Consider the following 23,511-nt stretch of genomic DNA (forward strand, 5'->3'; position numbering starts at 1 on the left):
CGGTCCGGTCTAGTAGCCGCCCTGGGCGGCCGCCAGGTCGGACCGCGCCATCACGTGTTCCATCAGGCTGGTCAGCACCTGCTTCGTCGACTCCCGCTCACGCGCGTCGCACAGCAGCAGCGGGACGTCCATGCCGACGTCGAGCGCCTGCCGGACCTCCTCGGTGCCGTAGCGGTACGCGCCGTCGAAGCAGTTCACGCCGACGACGAACGGCAGGTTGCGGCGCTCGAAGAAGTCGACCGCCGCGAAGCAGCTGTCCAGCCGGCGGGTGTCGGCCAGCACGACGGCGCCGAGCGCGCCCTCCGCCAGCTCGTCCCACATGAACCAGAACCGGTCCTGTCCCGGCGTGCCGAACAGGTACAGGATCAGGTCCGGGTTGATCGTGATGCGGCCGAAGTCGAGCGCGACCGTCGTGGTGGTCTTCTGCTCGATCCCCGAGAGGTCGTCGACGCCCTCGGACGCGGTCGTGATGACCTCTTCGGTACGCAGCGGCGGCACTTCGCTCACCGAGCCGACCATCGTGGTCTTGCCGACCCCGAACCCGCCGGCGATGAGTACCTTGACCGCGGTCGCGGTCAGGTTCCGCCGGGGGTCAGAGTTTCCGGATGCCATCAAGGACCGCCTGCAATACGTGTCGGTTGGGGGATTCCTGGGCCGGTGCCGCGGTACGGAACAGCACCAGGTTCTGCTCGATGAGGTCGCTGAGCATCACCTTGACGACCGGCAGCGGCAGGTCGACGCGGGCGGCGACCTCCGCCACCGAAACCGGCCGCTGGCACAGGGCGATGATGCGCGCGTACTCCGGTTCGAGCATGCCCGCTTCGTGCGCCGTCCGCAGCGCCACGACGAGCGTGATGAGGTCGAGCCCGAGCGTGTCCGACCGCGTGCGGCCGCCCGTGACCGCGTAGGACCGGACCAGGGGGCCGGCCTCGTCGTCGAACCAGGCTTCGTGCCGTCCGCTCATGGCGACGTGGGCAGGACGCCGGCGCCGGTGCGCGGGGCCGAGGTGAGCACCTGGCCGACGCGCTTCACCATCAGGTTCATCTCGTACGCGACGAGGCCCATGTCCGCGTCTTCGCGGGCCAGGAGTGCGAGGCAGGCGCCCCGGCCGGCCGCCGTCACGAACAGGAACGCGTGGTCCATCTCGACCATCGTCTGCCGGACGTTGCCGCCGCCGAAGTGCCGGCCGGTCCCGCGGGCGAGGCTCTGGAACGCCGAGGCGACCGCCGAGAGGTGCTCGGCGTCCTCCTCGGACAGGTTGCCCGACCGCCCGATGAGCAGGCCGTCCGAGGACAAGACCACCGCGCGGTCCGCCCCGGCGACCCGCTTGACGAGGTCGTCCAGCAGCCAGTCGAGCTCACTGACGTTGGCCATTAGTCGCGCTCTCCGTACCTGTCGTCGTTCTCAGCCGGTTGTTCTTCGTCACGGGCCCGGCGGGTGCCCTGCTGGAAAGCGGACAGCCTGCTGCGGGCGGCTTCCGGCGAGTCCAGCCTGACCTCTTCGCGTTCCTGTGCGGGCCTATCTTCCCGCAGCTGGGGAACGAGGCTCTGCTGACGTCGCCGTTGCGGCAGCGGCGGGCGGCCGGGGGCCTCCGGGCGACGCGGCTGCGAAGGCCGGCCTTCGGGCACCGCGGGACGCGGCTCCGAGGGCGGCCACACCGGCTGCTGCGCGGCCGGGCGGGCCGGGCGCGACGTCCGGGCGGGCGGCGCGGCCGGGCGCACCGGCGCGACCGCCGGCTGCGCCTGGGTCGGCTGGCTGACCGGCTCCGAGACGGACACCGACCCGACCGGGACCGGCGTCGGCGCGGACGGCGGCTGCGCCGGGGCCGGCGGCGCGAGGGGCGCGACCGGCTCGGGCTGGGTCACCGGGGCCGGCGGCTCGGTGCGGTGGCGGGCCGGCCGGCGGACCGGCCGCCGCAGCGGCGCGACCTCGTCGTTCACCGGCTCCGGCTCGACCGGGTTCGGCACGAGCTCCGGCTTCGGCGGGGTGATCGGCTGCTCCGGCTCGGACTCCGACAAGGGGGCCAGCAGGTCGGTGCGCACCAGCACGATGGCGCGGGTGCCGCCGTAGGCCGACTCGCGCAGGTGCACCTGGATGCCGTGGCGGGCCGCCAGCCGCGCGACCACGAACAGGCCGAGGCGCGGTTCGTCGGACAGGGCCATGATCCCGAAGTCCGGCGGGTTGGCCAGCATCGAGTTGATCTCTTCGGTCTGGTCCGGCTCGAGCCCGAGACCCTGGTCCTCGACCTCGATCACGACGCCCTTGCCGACCACGTTGCCGCGCACCTCGACGCGCGACTGCGGCGGCGAGAACGACGTCGCGTTGTCGATCAGCTCGGCGAGCAGGTGCACGAGGTCGCCGACGACCGGGCCGCGGATGGCGATCTGCGGCAGCGCGGCGGTCTTGACCCGGGCGAAGTCCTCGGTCTCGGCGGACGCGCCGCGGACCAGCTCGGCCAGCCCGACCGGGTTGCGCCACTGCCGGCCCGGCTGCCCGCCGCCGAGGATGATCAGGTTCTCGGCGTTGCGGCGGGCGCGGGTGGAGAGGTGGTCGAGCTGGAACAGGGTGTCCAGCTGCTCCGGGTCCTCCTGCTTGCGCTCGGCCTGGTCGAGCACCTTGAGCTGGCGGTGCACGATGACCTGGCTGCGGTGGGCGATGTTGAGGAACACCGTCTTGGTGCCCTCCTTGATCTTCGCCTCGTCGATGGCGGCCGCGATGGCGGTCTGCTGCGCCTTGTTGAACGCGTCGGCGACCTGGCCGATCTCGTCGGTGCCGTGGTCGAGGAAGTGGCCGCCCTCTTCGAGGTCGACGGGCTCACCTGCCTGGACGCGCGCGACCAGCTCGGGCAGCCGGACCTCGGCCGCGTCGAGGGTGTCCTCGCGCAGCCGGTGCAGGCGGCCGATGAGCCGGTTCGACAGCCGGACGGCGACGAACACCACGAAGACCGCGAACAGGACCGCGATCACGCCGGCGATCAGCGACTCGGTGAACGTCGAGTCGGCGTCGTCGATGGCGGCCTGGCTCGCGTTCGAGCTCTGCGCCACGAAGATGCCCATCAGGGCGTCGCCGACCTGGCGGGCGGCGGTGCGCCACTGGTCCTGCGCCACCGGCAGCTTCGACAGGTCACCGCGCAGGAAAGCGGTTTCGACCTGGGTCACCGTCTGCCACGGCTGGCTGGCCAGCAGCTGGTCGTACTTCGCCTTGACCTCGGGGATCATCTTCGGCGCCGACGCGTCGAGCTGCGCGTGGTAGGCACCGACCTGGCCGACGTAGGTGCGGAACTCGTCGTTGCCGAGGCCGCCCGCGGCCAGCCCGGCCGCGGCGAGCGCGTCACTGCGCTGCATCTCGTCCGCGGCGGTGAACATCGGGATGGCGGTCAGCCGGTCGAACGCGTTCTGCGCGCCGCGGGCGTTCTGCGCCAGCCCGGCGACGCCGTCGGTGAACTGGTCGATGATCTTGTTGTAGTAGCCGAAGGCCTGCAGCATCTGCATCTGGCCGCCGTCGACCGCCTGGCGGGTCTGCGGCAGCTGCTGGAACAGCCCGAAGAACGTGGCGATGTTCTTCTGGACGCTCGGCGGCGTGCCGTTGTAGTCGGCGAAGTTGTCGCGGAGGTTCTCGATCTCCTTCGCGGCGGTCGCGTCGACCTTCGGGCGGACGGCCGCGAGCACGGCCCGCTGGTTGCCCTGGCCGGCCAGCAGGCTCAACGTCGCCTGGCGCTCCTGCTGGATCGCGGCGAAGAACGGGATCGCCGGGGCTTCCGAGTTGCGGATCTTGGTCGTGTAGTCGCGCGCGGTGACCGCGTCGTAGATGAGGTAGCCCGCGAGGGCCACGCCGACCAACAGCAAGGCAACACTGGGGATGAGCGCGATCGTGAGCACGCGCTTCCGAATCGAGGATCCCCGGTTGCGTCGAAGAGAAATCTGCTTCACCTGGGTCCGTTTTCCTTCCGGCAGTACATGGTTTCGGGTCGCCCGAGGCGGTCAACACCCGGATTCCGACCAGCCGGATCAACATCACCGTGGTCTGCTTCGCCCGCGACGACGGTATGCAGCCCCGTAGGGCGCGTCAAGTCCGTGGCGAGAACGTGATCTTGAAACGGTGACCCGTCCACACTTGCTGCCTGCGCTTGGAAAGTCCACCACCGAAAGTCGTGACGTTCGTCCCAGGTCGACTTCCGTTTCGCCCCTTGGGTGCACGCTCTTCGGTGGGGCGATCGACCGGCGCTCCGGCGGGGACGCCCTACGTACGGAACGGCCGGTTGGTTCGGTGAGAAAGGTCACGAGCGGACCACGGCGACCGGGGACGGCTCCTTCGTCCGGGGTTCGCGGGCTCCGCAAAGCGAATTGCGTGGCATTCGCCACCCTCACCGCGGATTCACCGGACGGCAAGACGAAATTCCCGCTATTCCGCATGCACGGTGGTTCGACCACCGCGAGTGGCGCCCCGGAACGCCCTGGAACCGGTTCCGCGGCCGTCAGCCCGGGAACTCGTCCGCGAGGGTGTTCCAGAACTGCAGTTCGTAGCTCTGGAACAGCCGGGCGTAAAGGTGGGCTTCGCGTTCGTCGAGCCGGTGCGCGTCGAGGCCGGCCTGGATCGCGGCGAGCGCTTGTTCTTCAATTTCCGGAACGTCCGCCGCGAAGAAGTCGAAGAACGCGCAAGCGTCGTCGCCGAAGCCGTAGTGCCGGCGCATGCCCGCGGCGACGTCCTTGCAGTACCGGCCGAAGGCGGCGAAGTTCGCGAAGATCCCCGCCGCGGTCGCCGACGACTCGCCGTTCAGCGCGAGCCACGCGACGTACGCGGGGTAGACCTGGCAACCCGCGCGCGGCCGTTCCTTCCCGTGGTCCGGACCAGCCGCCGCCTGCAACGCGTCGAGCATCCCGTTCGCCTGCTGCTCCCCCGGCGCGAGCCCGCCGAAGAAGGTCCGCGCGTTCGGCTCGTCGGCGCGGGCGGCGAGCGCGTGGAAGCTGCGCCAGTCGGACAGCGTGATCCGCTTCTCCTCCGCGGCGAGCGCGGTGAACACCGCGCGCGGCGCGCGGCCCGCGGTGATCAGCGGGACGAGCCGGTTGTCGCCGTCGTGCGGCGCGAGCTCCGCCTGGATCTCGTCGAGCAGTTTCCGAGCCGACCGCGTCATCGTTCCCCCCTGGAAGTCCTCCTCCATTGAACCGGAGTTCGCGCGCCGGCGCCCGTGTGCACTGTGGACAGTCGTGGGGACCTGACCGCGCGAGCCGGTGTGAAGGGGACGTTTGGCGTGGCCGCGATTCTCTATCCACCTCGGCGGGGAGCCAATACAGTGTGGCCATCTTCAGCACCGAGGAGGCCAGCGTTGACCACCCCGTCCGTCGCCGAGCAGACCGAAGGCCTGACGATCCCGCGGCTGCTGCACCGCAACGCGGTCGACTACCCGGACCTGCCGGCGATCACCTCGCTCGACATCGAAGGCAAGCCGACGCTCAGCTGGCTGGAGTTCCGCACCGCGATCTCGGAGGTCTCGCGCGGCCTCGCCGGGCTCGGGCTCGCCGCCGGCGACCGGATGCTGATCATGGCGCCGGGCTGCCCGGACCACATCATCGCCGACCTCGCCGCGACGCACCTGTCCGCGATCCCGTGCACCGCCTACGCCACGCTCAGCCCGGACCAGATCCGGTTCGTCGCGCGGCACAGCGCGGCGCCGGTCGTCGTGCTCGGCGGGGAGAGCGAGCTGGCGCGCTGGCGGCAGGTGCTCGACGACCTCCCGGCCCTGCGCCACATCGTCGTCATGGACGAGTCGGCCATCCCCGAAGGCGACGACCGCTTCCACTCCTTCGCCGACGTGCGCGCCCGGGGCCGGGAAGCGCTTGCCGCCGATCCCGGCGCCTTCGAGCGGTCCTGGCAGGAGATCAAGCCGGACGACCCGCTGTCGATGATCTACACCTCCGGCACGACCGGCGACCCCAAGGGCGTCGTGCTGTCGCACCGCAACGCGATCCACCAGGCGTACGCGGTGACCGAGCTGCACCACCCGCCGATGCACGCGTCGAACATCGCGTACCTGCCGCTCGCGCACATCGCCGAGCGGGAGCTGTCGATCTACCTGCCGATCGTCTGGGCCGGGCACGTGCACACGCTCGCCGACCCGTCCGGCGTCGTCGGCGCGCTCGGCCAAGTGCACCCGGAGAGCTTCTTCGGCGTCCCGCGCGTGTGGGAGAAGATGGTCGCGGGGCTGAAGAACATGCTCGGCGGCGTGCCCGAGGACCGGCGCACCGCGTTGCTGCAGGCCAACGAGCTGCTGCAGCAGGGCTACAAGCTGCGCAGCGCCGGGCAGCCGGTGCCCGAAGAACTGGCCGAGAAGATCCGGCAGACCGACGAGACCGCGCTCGCCCCGATCCGCGCGCTGCTCGGGCTCGACAAGGTGCTGGTCGCCTCCAGCGGCGCGGCCGCCCTGCCGGTGGAGATCATCTACTTCCTGGCCGGCCTCGGCGTCGAGATCTGCGAGGTCTGGGGCCTGTCCGAGACGACCGGCGCGGCGACGTCGAACTCCGGCGAGCACTTCCGTGCGGGCACCGTCGGCAAGCCCCTCGCCGACGTCGAGGTGAAGGTCGCCGAAGACGGCGAGCTGCTGGTGCGCGGCCCGATCGTCTTCCTCGGCTACCTGCAGGAAGACGGGACGATCGCCGACGCCACCGACGCCGACGGCTGGTACGCCACCGGCGACATCGGCACGATCGACGAAGACGGCTTCGTGACGATCACCGACCGCAAGAAGGAGCTGATCATCACCTCGAGCGGCAAGAACATCGCGCCGACCCGCGTCGAGGGCCTGCTCAAGGAGCACCCGCTGATCGGCCAGGCGGTCGCGATCGGCGACGACCGGCCCTACGTGACGGCGCTGATCGTGCTCGACGACGAGATCGCCCCCGGCTGGGCCGCGGCGAACGGCGTCGAGGCGGCCCCCGAAGACCTCACCGAGCTCGCCGACCACCCGGCCGTGCGGGCCGAGCTGGAGCGCGCGGTCGAGTCGGCGAACAGCAGGCTGGCCCGGATCGAGCAGATCAAGCGCTACCACGTGCTCCCGAAGGCGTGGACGCCCGAGTCCGGCGAGCTGACCCCGACGCTCAAGCTCAAGCGCCGGGTCATCAACGACCGCTATTCGGCCGACATCGAGGCCCTGTACGCGGCGGCGCGCGAGCCCGCCGCGGGCGCCTAGGCGGTCCGGGGCGAGGTCGACTCCGTCCACTTGCGCAGCCGCGGCGGGACGCGCTTTTCCAGGCCGTAGTTCTCCAGGTGGGCGGAGAAGACCTCGTCGAACGCCTTCTGCACCGTCTCGGTGTCCCACACCGGGCGCTCGAGGATAGGCTCCTTGAGGAACGGCTGGCCCATGACGTGCAGCTGCGGGCCGTTGCACCGGATCATCTGGCCGGTGATGCCGTGCGAGCCCTCGCCCAGCAGGAACAGCACGACCGGCGCGATCCGCGACGGCGTCCGGTCCGGCGGGCACGCGCGCAGCGAGCGTTCGGACTTCCACACCATCCGCGTGTGCGCGAGCGGGCAGACGGCGTTGACGCGGATGCCCTGTTCTTCGAGGTCGAGGGCCCACGAGTAGGTCAGCGACGCCACCGCGCCCTTGCTCGCCGCGTACACGCCGAGCTTGCGCTGCCCGAGCGAGGCGCCCGAGGAGATGTTGACGATCGAGCCGCCGGTGCCGGCGTCGACCATCGCCTTGATCGCGGCGAGGCCGGTGTTCACGACGCCCATGACGTTGACCTGGACGAGCTCGCGCGCCTGCTCGGCGTCGTCCTCCCAGGGCAGCGCCTCGTAGTTCAGGCCGGCGTTGTTCACCAGCCCGTCGATCCCGCCGAACTCCTTGACGCAGAGGTCGACGATCTCCTGCGCCTCCCCGGCCTCGGCCACGCTGTGCCCGCTGGCCACGGCGCGGCCGCCGTGCGCGCGGATGTTGTCCGCCGTGCGCTCGGCCAGGTCGACGTCGACGTCGTTGACGACCACCGACCCGCCCGCCCGCGCGACGTGCACCGCGAACGCCTCGCCCAGGCCACGGCCGGCGCCGGTCACCACGACCGCCTTGCCCTGCATCAACCCGTCCATCGTCGTCTCCCCGCTCTGCGGCGCGCCGGCATTGGCGCGGTCCGTCCACCCCGGCCGGCTCTGCGTCCAGTCTTGGCCCATCCGGCCCAACGGGGCAGCGCCCCGACGACGAGCGGCCGTCGGCCTGCGCCGAGCGAATCCGGTTCGATCAGTCCGGAGGTACCCGCGGGCCGGTCACGGCCGATCACCGGAGCCCGGGAGCGGCGTAACCCGATCGGCTCCGAAGGGAACAGGGACGCGCGTTCCGGTGACACCGGCGCGTAGTCGGCGGCATACTGTCAGTGCTTCCGGGCGGCCGAGTGTGACTCCCCCGGACGGGGTCGTCACGCGCGAGGCACAATGCGAACGATCCATTCACTCGATCGGGGGACGGTGGTTACGAGGTGACGACGCGCGCGACCCCCCGGTTCCGGGCCGTCCTGGCCAACCGCGAGTTCCGCGCGCTGTGGTTCGCCGAAACGCAGTCGATGCTCGGCGACCAGCTGACCATCGTCGCGCTGGCCATCCTGATCTTCGACCGGACCGGGTCGCCGCTGCTCTCCGCCGTCGTCTACGCCCTGACGTTCCTGCCCGCGCTCGCCGGCGGGCTGGGGTTGTCCCAGCTCGCGGACCGGTTCCCGCGGCGCGCGGTGCTCGTGTCCGGCTCGCTCGCGCAAGCCGTGCTGATCGGGCTGATGGCCGTGCCCGGGATGCCGATGGGCTGGCTGTTCGTCCTCTTCGTCTTCGCCCGGCTGGCGAACGCGCCGGGCAACGCGGCGCAGAACGCGCTCGGCCGCGAGATCTTCGGCGACGACGACGTCTACCTGCAGAGCCAGGACCTGCGCGGGATCACGAACAACACCGCGATGCTGGCCGGCCTCGCCGCCGGCGGCCTGCTGGTGACCGGCGTCGGCACATCGTGGGCGCTGGCGATCGACGCGCTGACGTTCCTCGTCGCCGCGGTCACCGTGCGGCTGGCGGTGCTGCGCCGACCGGCCGCCGGGGACGGCGGCACCCCGTGGTTCGGCGCCGTCCGGCAGGTTTTCGGCGACGAACGGCTCCGGGTGCTGCTCTACCTGTCGTGGCTCGTCGGCCTCGCGGTGATCCCGGAGGGCCTCGCCGCGCCGCTCGCCGCACAGCTGGGCGCGGGCGACCAGGCGGTGGGATGGCTGCTGGCGGCCGATCCGCTCGGCTTCGTCGTCGGGACGTTCCTGCTGTCGCGGTTCGTCTCGACGGAGCACCGGCGCCGGCTGCTGGGGGTGCTGGCCGCGCTGCCGCTGGCCGCGCTCGCGGCGTTCGCGCTGCGGCCGAACCTGGCTTTCGCCCTCGTTCTGCTCGCGCTGGCCGGGGCGACCGGCGCGTACGTGATCACGGTGACCGCCACGTTCATCACGTGGATCCCCAACGAGATCCGGGGCAGCGCCGGCGGGCTCTACCGGACGGGGCTGCGGGTGGCCCAGGGTGTGGGCGTCGGCATCGGCGGGCTCGTGGCCCAGTGGCTCGGTTCCGCGCACACGACCATCGCGCTGGCGGGCGCGGTGGGGCTGCTGCTGGCGGTCCCGGTCGCGGTGTCCTGGCGCCGGGTGGGCGAAGCGGAACCGGAGCCACGGTCGTCATGAACGGATATCCACGGGTTTCAGCCGTCACGGTTGGCCATCGGTCGCCACCTCTCCGTACAGGCAAGATCATGAATGACATTCAGCTGGGGACGTCGAGCAATTCGCGGTCGCGTCAGCCATCACGGTTAGGCACTGGTCCACCCCCATCTCGGGAAGCTTCGACAACCTATTGAGCCGCGTTCCGGCAACCCGGCGTTGTTGAAGGATGATACCCGGCCGCGGAATGCGTCAACACTCTGGCAGGTACCGATGAGATTACTCAAGTGCGGGGCTAGGCTGGAAAGGAGGTGACCAATTGCATGCCGGACCAGACGACGACCCGTCCGCCGAAGGTGGCGGCCCCGCGCGGGAGCGCGCCGGGCGCCCGCCGGTGAACGAGCACGCCGAACGGGCCGCCGGTCCGGCCGGGACGGTCGGGCGCGACCACCCGTACCGGCCCCGCAACTGGGCGCTGTGGCGCCGGCCGCCGGTGCTGATCGCGTTCATGCTCGGCCTGGAGGCCCTCGCGGTCGCCGTTCTCGCGGTTTCCTTCGTCCATTCCCCGGTCCCCGGCGGCCGCGACTGGATCAATTTCGGAATTCTCGCCGTCGGTGCGACTGTCCACATTCAACTGACGCAGAGACAAGAGGAACGACGACGAAACCGGACCAAAAAAGTCCTGATCGACCTCACCGCCGTGTGGACGTTTTCCGCGGCGTTGATCCTGCCGGTTCCGTTGACCCTGCTCGTCGTTTCCCTGATTCGCACGCAGCACTGGTTCATCGCCCGGCGGCCCGCTCACAACTTCATTTTCTCCTCGATCACCCACGGCCTCGCCGGGGCGGTCGCGCACCTCACCTACGTGGCCCTCGGACCGCACCTGCTCGACCAGGCCGGCTGGGCCGGCTTCTGGCGGGAAGCGGGCACCATCGTGGTCACCGGTGTCGTGTACGAAGCCATCCAGATCCTCTACGTCGGCGGCGCACTGGCGCTCGGGCTCTCGTCCGAGCCGACCCTGCGTAACGTCCTGGGCAGCCCGGCCGACAACCTGCTCGAAGCGGTCACCATCGGCCTCGGCGCGGTGACCGCGATCCTGCTCGCCGTCGTGCCGCCGATGGTCGTCGTGATGGCGGTGGCGACCGTGGTCTTCAATCGGCTCGCGGAACTCGACCAGCTCCAGAACGACGTCCGGACCGACCCGAAAACCGGGATTCTCAACATGCGCGGCTGGTCGGAGTCGGCCGAGCGGGCACTGGAACGGACCGCTCGATCGGGTGATCAACTGGCACTGCTGATGGTCGATCTCGACCACTTCAAGTGGATTAACGACACCTATGGACATCCGGCGGGCGACGACGTCCTACGGACGGTTGCGCAAACCCTCGACGAAGTGACGAGACCGAGCGACTTGGTCGGCCGTTTCGGGGGTGAGGAATTCCTCATTCTGCTCCCGGACATCGACGAAGAGTCGACGTGGGACGCGGCGGAACGCATACGCGTTGCCATTGCCAAGTTGCACATCGTGACAACGGACAAGCGCGGCGACCCGGCCACGGTCGCCGACCGGACAACGTCGATCGGCGTGGCCCGCCACCCCCGCCATGGAGACACATTGGAGCGGCTCCTGCAGTCGGCGGACGCGGCGGTGTACTTGGCGAAGGAGAACGGCCGCGACCAGGTGTGTTTCGCCCCGGACACCCGCGGCGGAGGACTCCCGGGCGGCACGGAGGACCCGCCCGGCTAAGCAGCGAGCGGCGCTGCCCACCAGCTCGCCGCGCTAGGCCCAGCCGGACCACGGCGCCGACCGGCCGCGCCAGCCCGCCGGCCCCGCCAGGCGGACAGCAGAACAGCACCCCGCCGCGGTAAGGCCCAGCCGGACCGCGGCGCCAGCCGACCGCCCCCAGCCCCGCCAAGCCGGACCACAGCACAGCAACCCGCCGCGCTAAGCCCCCAGCCGGACCGTCAACTCACGCTTCACCAGCACCTCCGCCGAAGTCCCGTGCACCGCCGCCGGGGCCAGCCGCAGGCACTCGCCGCGGTATCCCGCCGACTCCAGCCTCAGCACCTTCGCCCCCGGGGCCGGCCGCGGGTGGCACCAGTGGCGCACCACCCCAGCGCCCTCCGGGTCCTTCCGCACGATCAAGTACTCGTGCCCCAGGTCGTCCGCCACCCGGCCAACGCCGTTCCACCACAGCGCCCGCAGCGCCAGGTTCTCGCCGGCGCCCGTCAGCTCCACCGGTGGGTCCGCGCGGATGTCGACGCGGAACCCGCTGTCGCCCACCCGCACCGACCGGGCCTCGAGAAAACCCGCGCGCCCGTCGACCGGCACAGCCTCCCCGCCCGCCTCCGCCCGCGGCAGCAACGCCGCCACCGCCAGCTCCGCCGCGAACCGGCCGTCGGCCGCGTCCGGAACCAGCGGCACGCCCCGCAGCGAGTCGGCCAGCAACCGGGCGCCCGTCGCCGACGCCCAGCCCAGCGCCGCCGCCCGCAACCCCGGCTCCGCCCGGACCCGCGACAGCTGGGAGCCGCGCCCGCTGAACCGGGCCGCTCGGATCAGCCGGGCCGCCTCCGGGGCGTCCGAGCCGAACAGGCCCGTCATCGCCCGGTCGAGCGCCCGCGACTGCGCCGTCAGCACCGCCCGCACCACCGCACCCGGATGACCGGCGGCCAGCTCCGCCGGCGAACACGACCGCAACGCCCGCGCCAGCACCCGCAGCTCCGGGGAGTCCGGCGACCGCAACGCCGCGCCGGGAGCGAGCCGGCGCAACGCGCACACCGTGTTCTCCACGGGCACCACAAGCGAGCCCACCGCACGCCCTCCCGGTCGCCGCACCCCCGTCCGTCATTCTCCCCGGTCGCGGCCGGGCGCGGAACGTAAGAAGGGGCAGCCCCGAGCACCACCCGATCGGGCAACCGGCTTCCGGGGGTCAGCCCCGTGTCGCCGCCGGAGCGGGGCTGGCACCCTTGACCCATGCCAGCCCCGACCGAGCCGCAGCGTGTCCGCCGACCCTGGTCGACGTCCGGCTGGCTGCTGCTGGTCCTGCTGGTCGTCTTCGCCTTCGGCTTGATCGCCTCCCGCCCGCCCGCCCCGCCGGACCAGGGTCCGCCCACCGGCGACGTCCTGGCCGCGCAGAACGCCATCGACGCGCTCGTCCACCCCGGCCCGCACCCCGACGCGCTCGCGCGGCTGCCGAAGGACTTCACCGCGCTCAGCGGCGTCACCCCCGGCGCGATGCCGGCCCGCGACGGCACCGTCCGCGCCGTGCACACCGACGGCGGCTGCTCGACGCCGTGGGGCGACGACAACACGAAGTGGGACTACGCGGTGCCGTGCAAGGCGCACGACCTCGGCTACGACCTGCTGCGCTACGCCGACCGCAAGGGCCACCCGCTCGGCCCCGAGGTCCGCGAAGCCCTCGACAACCAGCTCTCCCACGACATGCACCACGCCTGCGACCTCAACCCGATGAACTCGGCGGGCACCTGCCGGCTCGTCGCGACGCTCTACTCGGCGGGCCTGGTCGTCAACTCGTGGCACCAGCGCTGGGGTCCGCCGGTCGGCGACCCGATCGGGCCCATGGTCGCCGGCGTGCTCGTGATCGCCTGCCTGCTGGTCTTCCGGCTGCGCGGCTGGCTGCGGGCCCGCCGCGAGCCGCGGCCGCCGGCGCCCGCCGCCACCCCCGCCGAAGTCGGCCGGTGGGCGCTGCTCGGCGCGGGCGGGGTCGTCCTGCTGCTCGTCGGCGAGTCGGTGACGGCGCTCGCGCACTGGGCCGGCGCGGCCGAGACGTCGCTGTGGCCGCTGACCTGGCTCGCCCAGCTCGTCCCGCTGATCTTCTTCGCCGGCGGCCACGCCAACGCCGCCGGCTGGCGCGCCGAGCAGGACCACGGCGGCGGCTACCGCCACTTCCTGGCCGAACGCGCCAGCCCGCTGCTGCGGCCCGCGTTGATCTTCGCCGTCGTCGCGCTCCTGACGCCGCTCGCGCTCGAGCTCCTCGGCATCCCGGCCGGCACGACGGCGACGGTCATGCGGATCGCGCTGCACCCGCTGTGGCTGCTCGGCGTCTACCTGCTGACGATCGTCTGCGCGCCGCCGCTGCTGGCCCTGCACCGCCGCGCCCCGGTCAGCGCCGCGGCCGGGCTGCTCGCGCTGGTCGTCGGCGGCGAACTGGCCGCCGACGCGACCGGCTCGCCGCTGCCCCGCTTCGCGGCGACGTTCGCCCTCGTGCTCCTCGCCCAGCAACTCGCCTTCGCGCACGCCGACGGCGTACGCCCGTCTCGGCGGCTGCTCGCCGCGGCCGCCGCCACCGGGGTCGCGGGCCTCGCCGTGGCGAGTGTCCTGCGGGACGGGCCACCCGTCCTGCTCGGCAGCCCGGGCGCCCCGGCGGCGTTGTCGGCCCCGCCGTGGGGCGTGCTGCTGCTCGGCCTGGTCCAGCTCGGCGTGCTCGGGCTCGTGGCCGGCCCGCTGAGCCGGCTCGGCGACCGGCCCCGCGTCGCCGCCGCGTGCCGGTTCGTCGTGCGCGCGCCGATGAGCCTCTACCTGGCGTTCCTCGCCGGGATGCTGCTGCTCGTCGCCGTCGTATACCTGCCCAGCCGGATCACCGACGGGCTGAGCTGGCTGATCCGGCCGCGCACGCTGGTCGCGGTCGGACTGCTCGCGGTGCCCGCGACCCTCGTCTTCTGGTGGTTCGAACGGCACAGCCACCATGGCCGACGGCCCCGCGCGGCCGAGCTCCCCGGCCGCCGGGCGGTCGTCCTGACCCGCGCCGCCGCCGCATTCGGCATCGGGTACGCGACGCTGGGCGTGTTCGGTTTCGCGCTGACCCGCTTCGGCGGGGTGGCCGCCGACGCCGACCTGCTGGGCCTGCGGCTCGACCCGATCCAGAGCCTCGTCCACCTGCTGCTCGGGGTGTTCCTGCTGCACACGATCCGGCTCGGGGCGGGCGCGGCGACCGGCACCTGGCTCGCCACGGCGCTCGCCTGCGCACCCTCGCTCCTGTTCGCCGACGGCGGCGGCACGTCCGAGCTCCTCGGCGTCACGCTCCACGCGGCGACGGCCGGGTTCGCCCTGCTCGCGGCGGCCGGCACGCTGCTGCCGGCCCGCCGGACCGCGATTCGGCTCTCTGACCAGGCGTAACCGGCGCGGATGCGGGAAACTGGGTGGTGCGCGACACATTCGCGGGGGGATGTGTAACGCTACGGCAACCAGGTGAGGGCACCATGCGTCCCAACCCCAGGACCATCGATCTGAGCAGTGAGGAGTAGCCCGCGTGGATCACCCGCCTCGGACCGGGCAAGGCGGCCGCCGCCCCGCCCGCCCCCGGCAGGACGAGCCAGGCCGGCGCACCCCTCCCCCTCGCCGTCCGGCGCCCCGCCGCGAGCCGGTGGACGCGCGCCGCGCCGGTCCGCCACCGCGTCGCCCCCAGGACCGCCCGGCGCCGCGCGCCCGCCGCAACTCCTTCCGCGGCGCGAAGATCGCGCTGGCCGTCGTGTCGCTGCTGGTGATGGGCCTGACCGGGTACGCGTGGGCCGCCATGCAGGGCCTGGTGAACGGGCTGAACTACGCGAACGTGATCAGCGACGGCGGCGGCGGCGACCAGCCGGCCGACGGCGCCCGCGACATCCTGCTGGTCGGCCTGGACAGCCGCACCGACGCCCAGGGCAACCCGCTCTCGCGCGAGGTGCTCGACGAGCTGCGCGCCGGCGACTCCGACGGCGAGCTCAACACCGACTCGCTGATCTTCGTGCACATCCCGAACGACGGCAGCAAGGCCGTCGCGATGTCGCTGCCGCGCGACTCCTACGTGGACATCCCCGGCTTCGGCAAGCACAAGATCAACTCCGCCTACGCCCGGGCGATGCTGCAGGCCCGCAAGGATCTGCAGAAGCAGGGCGTCACCGACCCGAAGGAGCTCGACGTCAAGGCCAACCAGGCCGGGGCGAAGAAGCTCATCGAGACCATCGAGAAGCTCACCGGGTCGACCATCGACAACTACGCTGCGGTCAACCTGCTCGGCTTCAGCGACATCACGAAGGCCATCGGCGGCGTCGACGTCTGCCTGAACAACAACGTCAAGGACGAGTACTCCGGCGCGGACTTCACCAAGGGCCAGCACACGATCTCCGGCGTGCAGGCGCTCGAGTTCGTCCGGCAGCGCCACGGCCTGCCCAACGGCGACCTCGACCGGGTCGTCCGCCAGCAGGTGTTCATGGCCGGGATGGCCCGCAAGGTGCTCTCGGCGGGCACGCTGACCAACCCGAGCAAGCTGTCCGACCTGATCGACGCCATCAAGAAGTCGGTCGTGCTCAACCAGAACTGGGACATCTTCGGGTTCGCCCAGCAGATGAAGGGCCTGACCGGCGGCCAGCTCGAGTTCCGCACGATCCCGGTGAAGAACGTCGAGTACAAGACCCCCGAAGACGGCACGGCCATCCAGGTCGACCCGGCCGAGGTGAAGCAGTTCGTCCAGAGCCTCGCCGGGCCGCGCCCGGGCGCCACGACGCCGCCGGCGCAGCAGGCCGACCCCGCCAACAAGGCGACCACGGTCGACGTCCGCAACGCCTCGGGCAAGACCGGCCTGGCCGCGAACGTCGCCAAGACCCTCGACGCCAAGGGCTTCACCTCCGGCGACACGGCGAACGCGACCGCGCGCAAGACGACGGTCATCTGGGTTCCCAAGGGCGGCAAGGACAAGGGCCAGGCCGTCGCCGACGCCCTCGGCGGCTCGCCGACGATCCAAGAGGACAAGAGCGTCGCGGCGGGCCACGTGATGGTGTTCCTCGGCGCCGACTACGAGGGCACCAGCTCCAACGCGAGCGCCGGGTCGGGTGCCGCCGCGGGCGCGACGTCGCAGGCCCCGGCTCCGCCGCCGGCCGCCGACGACAAGCCGATCACCGCCGAAGGCGTTCCCTGCGTCAACTGAAAGACGGCTGGTACCAGCGTCGCGGCAACCATTTCCGGGGCCTGCAAAATGCAATTTGCACGCATAGCCACCTGTTGTTAACCCGATCGGCCTAACTCGCGCAATCGGTATCAAAGACATGCCCGAAATCGCGTAAGGGCCGGGCACCTGCGCACTTACATACACGTGAGGGTGCACCTGCACGGGAAACTTGTCACCACCGTGCGAGTGCCGCGGGAGAGCACGGCAGGGGACATTGATGTGCTGATCGACGCTGAGGAGTATCAGCGGATTCTCGGAGACGAGCTCCGCAAGCTCAGGCGCAGCCGAGGCTGGACGCGCAAGGAGCTGAACCAGCACCTGCAGAGCGAGATTTCGCTGCAGACGCTGGCCACCTACGAACTGGGCACCAGACAGTGCTCCGTGGTGCGCCTGGTCGAGCTGTGCGTCGCGATGGACGAACTGCCCCAGGACCTGCTGGCCAAGGTGCACCGCCGGGTGTTCGTCGACGAGCCGGGCCGGGTCCGCGTGGACCTGCGCAAGGTCGTCGCCGACGCCTCCGACGACCTGCTGCCGCTGCGCCGCTGGGCCGAGGACCGGCTGCACCGGACCGGCGAGCACGGGGCCGGCGAGATCGCGCTCGACCTGCCGGCGCTGGAGCGCATGGCCGAGCTGTGCGGGTTGCCGACCGTGGACCTGATCGCGCGCCTGCGCCGCTACGCCTCCCGCTGATCCCCGCGGTCCCCGCCTGCCTCCTCCGCCGGCGGGGACCGCGTCGGGGTCAGCCGACCAGGAAGTCCTCGCGGCGCACCTTGCGCGTGTCCAGCCAGTACCGCCAGGTGAAGCCCGGCCAGATCGTCCGGTTGACGCCCTTCGCGTCCAGGTACCAGCTCTTGCAGCCGCCGCGCGTCCAGATGCCCTTCGCGAGCCTGCGCTGGATCGCGGTGTTGAACCGCTCCTGCACCTCGGGCCTGGGCTCGATCGCCTTGCCGCGGGCCAGCCGCAGCGCCTCGGCGACGTAGGAGATCTGGGCCTCGATCATGAACACGACCGAGTTGTGCCCGAGCCCGGTGTTCGGGCCGAGCAGGAAGAACAGGTTCGGGAAGCCGGCGACGGTGATCCCGAGGTGCGTCCGCATCCCTTCGGTCGCCCACTCCTTGCCGAGGTTCCGGCCCTCGCGGCCGACGATCTCCAGGTCGTCGAAGGCGTCGGTGACGTGGAAGCCGGTGCCGTAGATGATGACGTCGGCCTCGTGCTCGACCCCGGCCGCGTCCACGACGCTGCGCTCGCGGACCTCCCGCACGCCGTCGGTCACGACGTCGACGTTGTCCCGCGCCAGCGCCGGGTAGTAGTCGTTGGAGATGAGCACGCGCTTGCAGCCCATGGTGTAGTCCGGCGTGACCTTACGTCGTAAGGCCGGGTCCGTGATCGCGCGGTCGATGTTGCGCTTGGCCAGGCGCTGCCCCAGCTTCATCACCCACGACTGGCCGTTGAAGCCGATCGCGCGCGCCTCGAGCAGCCAGTACAGCAGGTTGCGGTAGGCGCGCTGGGCCGGCGGGAACGCCTTGAACAGCGCGCGGGTGCGCCCGGACATCTCGTGGTCGGCCTTCGGCATGATCCACGGCGGCGTCCGCTGGAACAGCGTCAGCTCGGCCGCCTCGGGCGCGATCTTCGGCACGAACTGGACCGCGCTGGCGCCGGTCCCGATCACGGCGACCTTCTTGCCCTTCAGGTCGACGTCGTGCCGCCACCGCGCGGAGTGGTAGGCCGGGCCTTCGAACTTCTCGATGCCGGGCAGCTCCGGGATCATCGGCAGGTGCAGGGCGCCGACCCCGGCGACCAGGGCGTTCGCCACGAACTCGTCGCCGCCCCTCGTGGCGACGTGCCAGCGGTTCTCGTCGGCGTCCCAGCGGGCGCCGGTCATCTCCTGGCCGAAGCGGGTGAACCGGCGCAGGTCGTGCTTGTCGGCCACCTCGCGCATGTACCGCCAGATCTCCGGCTGCGGCGAGTACGCCCGCGACCAGCCCGGGTTCTGCTCGAAGGAGAACGAGTACATGTGCGACGGGATGTCGCAGGCGCACCCGGGGTAGCTGTTGTCCCGCCACGTGCCGCCGACGTCGTGCGCCTTCTCGAGGATGACGAAGTCGTCGCGCCCCTCCTTGCGCAGCTGGATCGCCATGCCGAGACCGGAGAACCCGGTCCCGACGATGACGACCCCGGTCTCCGTGCGGTTGCCCATCGCGCCTCCCGGCTGCCTGTTACTCGTCGTCCAGCTTACTCAGAGTAGGTTACTACCGGTAGAGTGTCGCCCGTGACCACCGCGAAGCGCAAGCGCATGCCCCGGGCCGAGCGGATGCGGCAGATGGTCGAGGTCGCCGAAGAGGTGTTTTCGGCGCGCGGCTACGCGGCGGCGTCCATGGACGAGATCGCCGAACTGGTGGGCGTCTCCAAGCCGATGCTCTACGAGTACTTCAACTCGAAGGAAGGCTTGCTCCTGGCCTGCATCCGCGAGTCCCGCTCGATCCTGCGCGAGGTCACCGAGCAGGCGACGGTCGGCGCGGCCACCGCCGAGGACGCCCTGCGCCGCGGCCTGCTGGCCTTCTTCGTCTTCATCCGCGAGCGCCGCCAGGCGTGGTCGCTCCTGCGGCACGAAATGGCCCTCATCGGCACGCCGGCCGCCGACGAGGTCGAGGAGACCCGCCGCCAGCAGACCGACCTCATCGCCGCCCTGATGAGCGGCCACTTCGACAGCGGCGACGACCTGCGAGCCGAAGCGGCCGCGGAATTCGTGGTCGGAGCGTGCGAACGGCTCGCGATCTGGTGCGAACGCCACGACGAAGTGAGCCCCGAGACAGCCACCGAATACGCCATGGACGTGCTGTGGAGCGGCCTGCAGCACCGTGCACGGTAGTCTGCAAGTGCATTAGGCCATTCGGTCGTTACTCAGCGCTGTCGTGTCGTGTGACACAGAGTTGCTCTACGGTATCGAGGACACGGTAGAAAGTGTGCTGGACTTTTCGCAGCCGAGAGGGGGCGCAGATACCGCGTCATGGGAATGCGGTAGCCGCGTCACGGTTGTGTAAAGCATGCTGAGAGGGAGAGGGGCGTGAGGCAGATGGTGGAAGCGATCACAGCGACGTACGTCCAAGACGACGCCGACTGGGCGATCACGGTCAGCGGCCACGGCAAGGAGCTCACCGCGCGAGCACCCGGCATCATCGCCGCGCGCGACCGAGCCGACCAGCTGGTCGAAGAACTCGGCGGCGAAGGCAAAACCACCGTCGTCCACCTGCTCAACGGCAGCGCGTTCGAGTTCACCCAGGCCTACATGACAGCCCGGCTGACCCTCCCCAAGCTGCCCCCGCTCGAGGTCCCGCCGCCCGGCAGCGTGCCGAAGCAGCAGACCACCGAGAAGGCCGCCGCGGACAAGAAGCCGGCGCTGCCCCCGAGCAAGCAGCTCCCCAAAGCCGTCGAGGAAAGCAAGCCCGCGGCCGAGCCCGCCCCCGCCGCCGAGAAGGCAGCCGAGCAGGCCCGCGCCTGAGCCGCCTACTTCAGGAGCTTGCGCACCAACAGGACCACCACGAGGATCCCCCCACCGATCAAGGGGTACTTCACCTTCGGGTTGTCCAGCTTCGCGCGCACCCCACGCTGCGCCGCATCCGCGAGCTTCTTGGGGTCCGCCTTGACGGTCAGCTGATCGAGCGTCGCCGCCAAAGCGGTCCTCGCCTGCTCGATCTCACGCTCGATCGTCTCCGGATCGCGAGCCACATGTCCTCCTCGCCGCAACAACTACCGAACCCCAACTTAGACGACCGCCCCGCACCCACCGCACCGGCCACGCCGCACGCTACGCTGCCAACTGCAGCGGGCCCGTAGCCCAATTGGCAGAGGCACATGGTTTAGGTCCATGCCAGTGAGAGTTCGAGTCTCTCCGGGCCCACGTTCCGCTCCTTGCTCGTCGCTTCGCTCCTCCGCGGGCTTCACTTCGTCGTGTTCTCTGGGGGTGCAACCCCCAGACCCCGCCCGGCGGGCTTCGCCCCCGGACCCCCTTCTCGGGGGCTTCGCCCCCGAACCCCCTCTCCCAGGGGCTTCGCCCCCGAACCCCCGCTCCTACCCGTGGTCAGCTTTGGCCTGTTGGCTGCCAGTTCTCCTCTGCGTACGCCTTCGGCGTTTGTGGCCTCTTTCCCGTCAGGTGCTCGAAGTCGTTCGTTAGCGGGGTGAATACTCCTGCTCTCACCTGCTCGAACAGGTGCAGCATGTGGTTCACCCATGCCTCCGGGCGGCCTGATTTTGCGAAGTGTGCTCGGTGCTCCTCTGGTGTTGCGTCCACGTGGTGGATCGGGCGGCCTGATGTCTCTGCCAGCAGCTCTGCCATTTCGCCGAACGTCAGCTGCTCTGGGCCCGTGATCGTGTAGCCGCGGCCTTCGTGGCCCTTCTCCGTCAGGACCTTTGCCGCTGCCTCTGCCAGGTCTCTTGTGTCCGTGAAGCCCACCTTGCTCTTGCCGGTTCCCGCGTACAGCTCGTTCCTCTCGCGCAACGCCCTTGCGAATACCCACTCGTCCTCGTCGAAGTTCTGCAAGAACCAGCTCGGGCGCAAGATCGTCCAGCTCTCGGCCGCCTGCTGCACTGCCCGCTCGACCGCTCGGCGCGGTGCGTCCTCCGGTGTCTTGTCGACCCCCACCGCTGACATCAGCACCACCCTCGTCACCGATGGGGCCGCCTCCAGGAAGCGGGTGATGATCGTCGCCGCCTTGTCGTCGCTGTCCAGACCCTTCAGGAACACCGCGTCCGCGTTGCCGACCGCCGTTGTCCACGTTGATTCGTCGTACCAGTCGAACTTCACCGGTGTCACCAGGCCGCTTGCTTTGCCTGGGTGGCGGCTTGCTGCCCGGACCGGGACCCCCGCCTCCGTCAGCGCGTTCACCACGCGGCGTCCGGCCTTGCCTGTCGCACCTTCGATCCACACTGTCATTGCTTCAAGCTATGGGCTTCTTGCGAGACGGTGAATGGCTCAGACGCTTGTTTCCTTGTCTGATCGTCTCGGTATCGTGGGCTTGTGGATGTTCTTGCCGATGTTCTTGCTGCCCTGCGGGCCGGTACTCCTGTTGCCGCTCACACCGAGGCCCATGCTCCCTGGGGGCTGCGGTTCGACCACGTCACCGGGGCCTCGTTCCACGTTGTCCTGCAGGGCACTTCTTGGCTCACTCCGCTGGCCGGTGGTCCTGACTTCGAGCCCGTCGAACTCGGCCCCGGGGATGTCGTCCTGCTCGGGCGGGGCGTTCCGCATGCCATGACCTCCGTGCCCGGTACCCCGTTGATCGACTTCCGGCCCACACGGCCCTCCTCGTCGACGCCCTTCGGGCGTGTCTTGGTGCCTGGTCCGGGTGCTCGGGCGACCATCGTCTGCGGGGCCTATCGGCTGCGGCGGCACCGGCCGCATCCGCTGCTGCGGGACCTGCCCGAAGTGCTGCACCTGCCCGCCGTGCCCGGCCGGCATCCCGGGCTGCGGGCGCTCGTCCAGCTTCTCGGTGACGAGCTCGCCGTGCACCCGCCCGGTGCTGCCGTTGTCGCTCCCTCGCTCGTCGATGCCCTGCTCGTCTACATGCTGCGTGCCTGGCTGCACGAGACGGCCGATGCCGCCGGGTGGTCGGGTGCGCTCGCCGATCCCGTTACCGCGCGGGCTCTTGACGCCATTCACGGCGATCCCGCTCGTGCTTGGACCGTTGAGCAGCTCGGGGCCGCGGCGGGGCTGTCGCGGGCCGCCTTCGCCCGGCGGTTCACCTCGCTGGTCGGCGAGCCGCCGCTCACCTACCTCACCCGGTGGCGGATGACCACCGCCGCGCAGCTGCTCCGCGGGTCCGATCGGCCCGTCGCGCAAGTCGCCGCGGCCGTCGGGTACGGGTCAGCTTTCGCCTTCTCCAAAGCCTTCCGGCGCGAGTACGCCACTACCCCGGGCGGCTACCGAGGGGCAGAGCTCAGCTGAGTTCGACCGCGATGTGCGGGTGGAGGGCCTTCAGGAAGTCGGCCGCGTCGAACATCTCTCCTGCCGATGCGACGCCTGTCGCCTTTGTCCGTCCACTCAGGATCCGCTCCACCGCTTCGACCGCCAGCGGCGCGCTGACCGCGTAGATGTCCTCGCCGCGCGCGACGGCCCGCCGCTTCTCGCCGCCTGCGCGGACCACGACGTCCACCACGAACGTCTCCGCCGCGTCGCGTTCGTTCGCCGCCGCCAGGCCGTTCGCCGCGTCCGTCGTCATGTAACTGGTGACGTCGGCGACCTTCAGGTGACTCGGGATCGTCACGATGTCGGCCATCGAGAACTCGCCGAGCACCTGCTTGGTGCCCAGCGGGTCGGGGAACGTCCACTCAAGCGACGGCAGCGCGTCCTCGCGGTGCTCCAGCCGGCCGCCCGCGAAGCGGATACGCTTGCCGCCACGACGTTCGCGCGACACCCGGCCCGCCGCGAGCGTGCCGGGCGTGGGGTGCCAGCCGCTCAGCCCGTACGCCACGTGGATCTCGCCGGCCGCCGCCCAGTCGCCCATCGCCGCCGTCGCCAGCAGGTCGGCCAAGCCACCGAAGAACGCCATCGCGGGCACCACCACCGTGCCGGCGTCCAGCGCGAACGTGTCGAGGTTGGCCTCGATCTCGGCCGCGACGTCCACGTACGGCACGCCGGCGCGCGCCGCCGCCTCGATCAGCGGGCGTGCCGTCGCGGCGAACGGGCCGGCGCAGTTGATCACCGCGGCGACGCCCTCCAGCGCGCGGTCGAGCGCCGCCGGGTCGTCGACCGAGGCCGGCCGTCCTCCGGCGAGCTTCGCCGCGTCGCGGCCGGAAAGGACCGGCGTGAAGCCGCGTTCGCGCAGCTCGGCCACCGCGAAGCGGCCGGTGTGTCCGTAAGCGCCGTAAACCAGTACCGAAGTCATGCGGGCAATCCTCGCGATCACTCCGCGCTCGCG

The 23,511-nt window shown here is 71.0% G+C and carries 20 protein-coding genes and 1 tRNA gene; 10 read left to right on the forward strand and 11 right to left on the reverse strand.

Annotation, left to right across the window (positions count from 1 at the left end; translation table 11 throughout):
- Positions 1-9: 9 nt before the first annotated feature.
- The 5 genes from ACZ7OH_RS02520 to ACZ7OH_RS02540 all read right to left on the reverse strand — a co-directional run bounded on the left by ACZ7OH_RS02520 (position 10) and on the right by ACZ7OH_RS02540 (position 5,131).
- Positions 10-612 (reverse strand): GTP-binding protein, encoded by a 603-nt coding sequence (locus tag ACZ7OH_RS02520; protein ID WP_086674902.1) that lies wholly within the window; start codon positions 610-612, stop codon positions 10-12.
- Positions 593-964, reverse strand: a complete 372-nt coding sequence (locus ACZ7OH_RS02525) for a DUF742 domain-containing protein (protein WP_155541361.1) — start codon at positions 962-964, stop codon at positions 593-595. The genes ACZ7OH_RS02520 and ACZ7OH_RS02525 overlap by 20 nt, the downstream gene beginning before the upstream one ends.
- Positions 961-1,374: a roadblock/LC7 domain-containing protein gene (locus ACZ7OH_RS02530; RefSeq protein ID WP_372664208.1), complete on the reverse strand. Its 414-nt coding sequence runs from the start codon at positions 1,372-1,374 to the stop codon at positions 961-963. Before ACZ7OH_RS02530 ends, ACZ7OH_RS02525 begins: the two co-directional genes overlap by 4 nt.
- Positions 1,374-3,878, reverse strand: a complete 2,505-nt coding sequence (locus ACZ7OH_RS02535) for a sensor histidine kinase (RefSeq protein WP_470279243.1) — start codon at positions 3,876-3,878, stop codon at positions 1,374-1,376. The genes ACZ7OH_RS02530 and ACZ7OH_RS02535 overlap by 1 nt, the downstream gene beginning before the upstream one ends.
- Before the next feature lie 596 nt (positions 3,879-4,474).
- Positions 4,475-5,131 (reverse strand): transcriptional regulator, encoded by a 657-nt coding sequence (locus ACZ7OH_RS02540; protein ID WP_470279244.1) that lies wholly within the window; start codon positions 5,129-5,131, stop codon positions 4,475-4,477.
- Between the two features lie 192 nt (positions 5,132-5,323).
- On the opposite strand from ACZ7OH_RS02540, the gene ACZ7OH_RS02545 reads away from it, so the two are divergent.
- Entirely contained in the window at positions 5,324-7,183 is a 1,860-nt protein-coding gene (locus tag ACZ7OH_RS02545) for an AMP-dependent synthetase/ligase (protein ID WP_470279245.1), read from the forward strand.
- Here the strand turns inward: ACZ7OH_RS02545 and ACZ7OH_RS02550 are convergent.
- Positions 7,180-8,079, reverse strand: coding sequence for an SDR family NAD(P)-dependent oxidoreductase (locus ACZ7OH_RS02550; protein ID WP_470279246.1), 900 nt, complete (start codon positions 8,077-8,079; stop codon positions 7,180-7,182). The genes ACZ7OH_RS02545 and ACZ7OH_RS02550 overlap by 4 nt on opposite strands.
- A 383-nt stretch (positions 8,080-8,462) precedes the next feature.
- Between ACZ7OH_RS02550 and ACZ7OH_RS02555 the strand changes: the two genes are divergently transcribed.
- Both ACZ7OH_RS02555 and ACZ7OH_RS02560 read left to right on the forward strand, forming a co-directional pair.
- Complete coding sequence (locus tag ACZ7OH_RS02555; RefSeq protein WP_470279247.1) at positions 8,463-9,677, forward strand: MFS transporter; 1,215 nt, start codon at positions 8,463-8,465, stop codon at positions 9,675-9,677.
- A 295-nt stretch (positions 9,678-9,972) separates the two neighbouring features.
- The gene (locus ACZ7OH_RS02560) at positions 9,973-11,400 is read left to right on the forward strand and encodes a GGDEF domain-containing protein (protein WP_470279248.1); all 1,428 of its coding nucleotides are present in this window, start codon (positions 9,973-9,975) and stop codon (positions 11,398-11,400) included.
- A gap of 198 nt (positions 11,401-11,598) precedes the next feature.
- Here the strand turns inward: ACZ7OH_RS02560 and ACZ7OH_RS02565 are convergent, their stop codons facing one another.
- The gene (locus tag ACZ7OH_RS02565) at positions 11,599-12,465 is read right to left on the reverse strand and encodes a hypothetical protein (protein ID WP_470279249.1); all 867 of its coding nucleotides are present in this window, start codon (positions 12,463-12,465) and stop codon (positions 11,599-11,601) included.
- 162 nt (positions 12,466-12,627) lie between these two features.
- Here ACZ7OH_RS02565 and ACZ7OH_RS02570 point away from each other — a divergent pair, with 162 nt between their 5' ends.
- The 3 genes from ACZ7OH_RS02570 to ACZ7OH_RS02580 all read left to right on the forward strand — a co-directional run bounded on the left by ACZ7OH_RS02570 (position 12,628) and on the right by ACZ7OH_RS02580 (position 17,287).
- The gene (locus ACZ7OH_RS02570; protein ID WP_470279250.1) at positions 12,628-14,790 is read left to right on the forward strand and encodes a phospholipase A2; all 2,163 of its coding nucleotides are present in this window, start codon (positions 12,628-12,630) and stop codon (positions 14,788-14,790) included.
- Positions 14,791-14,923: 133 nt separating this feature from the next.
- A complete protein-coding gene (locus tag ACZ7OH_RS02575; RefSeq protein WP_470279251.1) occupies positions 14,924-16,576 on the forward strand; it encodes an LCP family protein in 1,653 nt (550 codons plus the stop codon).
- A gap of 240 nt (positions 16,577-16,816) precedes the next feature.
- Complete coding sequence (locus tag ACZ7OH_RS02580; RefSeq protein WP_470279252.1) at positions 16,817-17,287, forward strand: helix-turn-helix domain-containing protein; 471 nt, start codon at positions 16,817-16,819, stop codon at positions 17,285-17,287.
- A 49-nt stretch (positions 17,288-17,336) separates the two neighbouring features.
- Here ACZ7OH_RS02580 and ACZ7OH_RS02585 read toward each other — a convergent pair whose 3' ends face one another.
- A complete protein-coding gene (locus tag ACZ7OH_RS02585; RefSeq protein WP_470279253.1) occupies positions 17,337-18,794 on the reverse strand; it encodes a flavin-containing monooxygenase in 1,458 nt (485 codons plus the stop codon).
- A gap of 114 nt (positions 18,795-18,908) precedes the next feature.
- Here ACZ7OH_RS02585 and ACZ7OH_RS02590 point away from each other — a divergent pair, with 114 nt between their 5' ends.
- Positions 18,909-19,466, forward strand: coding sequence for a TetR/AcrR family transcriptional regulator (locus ACZ7OH_RS02590; protein WP_470279574.1), 558 nt, complete (start codon positions 18,909-18,911; stop codon positions 19,464-19,466).
- A 204-nt stretch (positions 19,467-19,670) separates the two neighbouring features.
- Positions 19,671-20,096 carry a hypothetical protein gene (locus tag ACZ7OH_RS02595; protein ID WP_470279575.1) on the forward strand — a complete coding sequence of 142 codons (426 nt, stop codon included), beginning with the start codon at positions 19,671-19,673 and terminating at the stop codon, positions 20,094-20,096.
- 5 nt (positions 20,097-20,101) lie between these two features.
- On the opposite strand, the gene ACZ7OH_RS02600 is transcribed toward ACZ7OH_RS02595, so the two are convergent.
- Positions 20,102-20,323, reverse strand: a complete 222-nt coding sequence (locus tag ACZ7OH_RS02600) for a DUF3618 domain-containing protein (RefSeq protein ID WP_086679911.1) — start codon at positions 20,321-20,323, stop codon at positions 20,102-20,104.
- A gap of 98 nt (positions 20,324-20,421) precedes the next feature.
- Between ACZ7OH_RS02600 and ACZ7OH_RS02605 the strand changes: the two genes are divergently transcribed.
- A tRNA-Leu gene (locus ACZ7OH_RS02605) sits at positions 20,422-20,495 on the forward strand.
- A 180-nt stretch (positions 20,496-20,675) separates the two neighbouring features.
- Here the strand turns inward: ACZ7OH_RS02605 and ACZ7OH_RS02610 are convergent.
- Positions 20,676-21,527, reverse strand: a complete 852-nt coding sequence (locus tag ACZ7OH_RS02610; protein WP_470279254.1) for an NAD(P)H-binding protein — start codon at positions 21,525-21,527, stop codon at positions 20,676-20,678.
- 84 nt (positions 21,528-21,611) lie between these two features.
- Here ACZ7OH_RS02610 and ACZ7OH_RS02615 point away from each other — a divergent pair, with 84 nt between their 5' ends.
- Positions 21,612-22,538, forward strand: a complete 927-nt coding sequence (locus ACZ7OH_RS02615; RefSeq protein WP_470279255.1) for an AraC family transcriptional regulator — start codon at positions 21,612-21,614, stop codon at positions 22,536-22,538.
- Here the strand turns inward: ACZ7OH_RS02615 and ACZ7OH_RS02620 are convergent.
- Positions 22,531-23,478 carry a saccharopine dehydrogenase NADP-binding domain-containing protein gene (locus tag ACZ7OH_RS02620; protein ID WP_470279256.1) on the reverse strand — a complete coding sequence of 316 codons (948 nt, stop codon included), beginning with the start codon at positions 23,476-23,478 and terminating at the stop codon, positions 22,531-22,533. The two genes, ACZ7OH_RS02615 and ACZ7OH_RS02620, sit on opposite strands and share 8 nt — an antisense overlap.
- Between the last annotated feature and the right edge of the window lie 33 nt (positions 23,479-23,511).

It is taken from the genome of Amycolatopsis sp. NPDC114478, assembly GCF_055633805.1.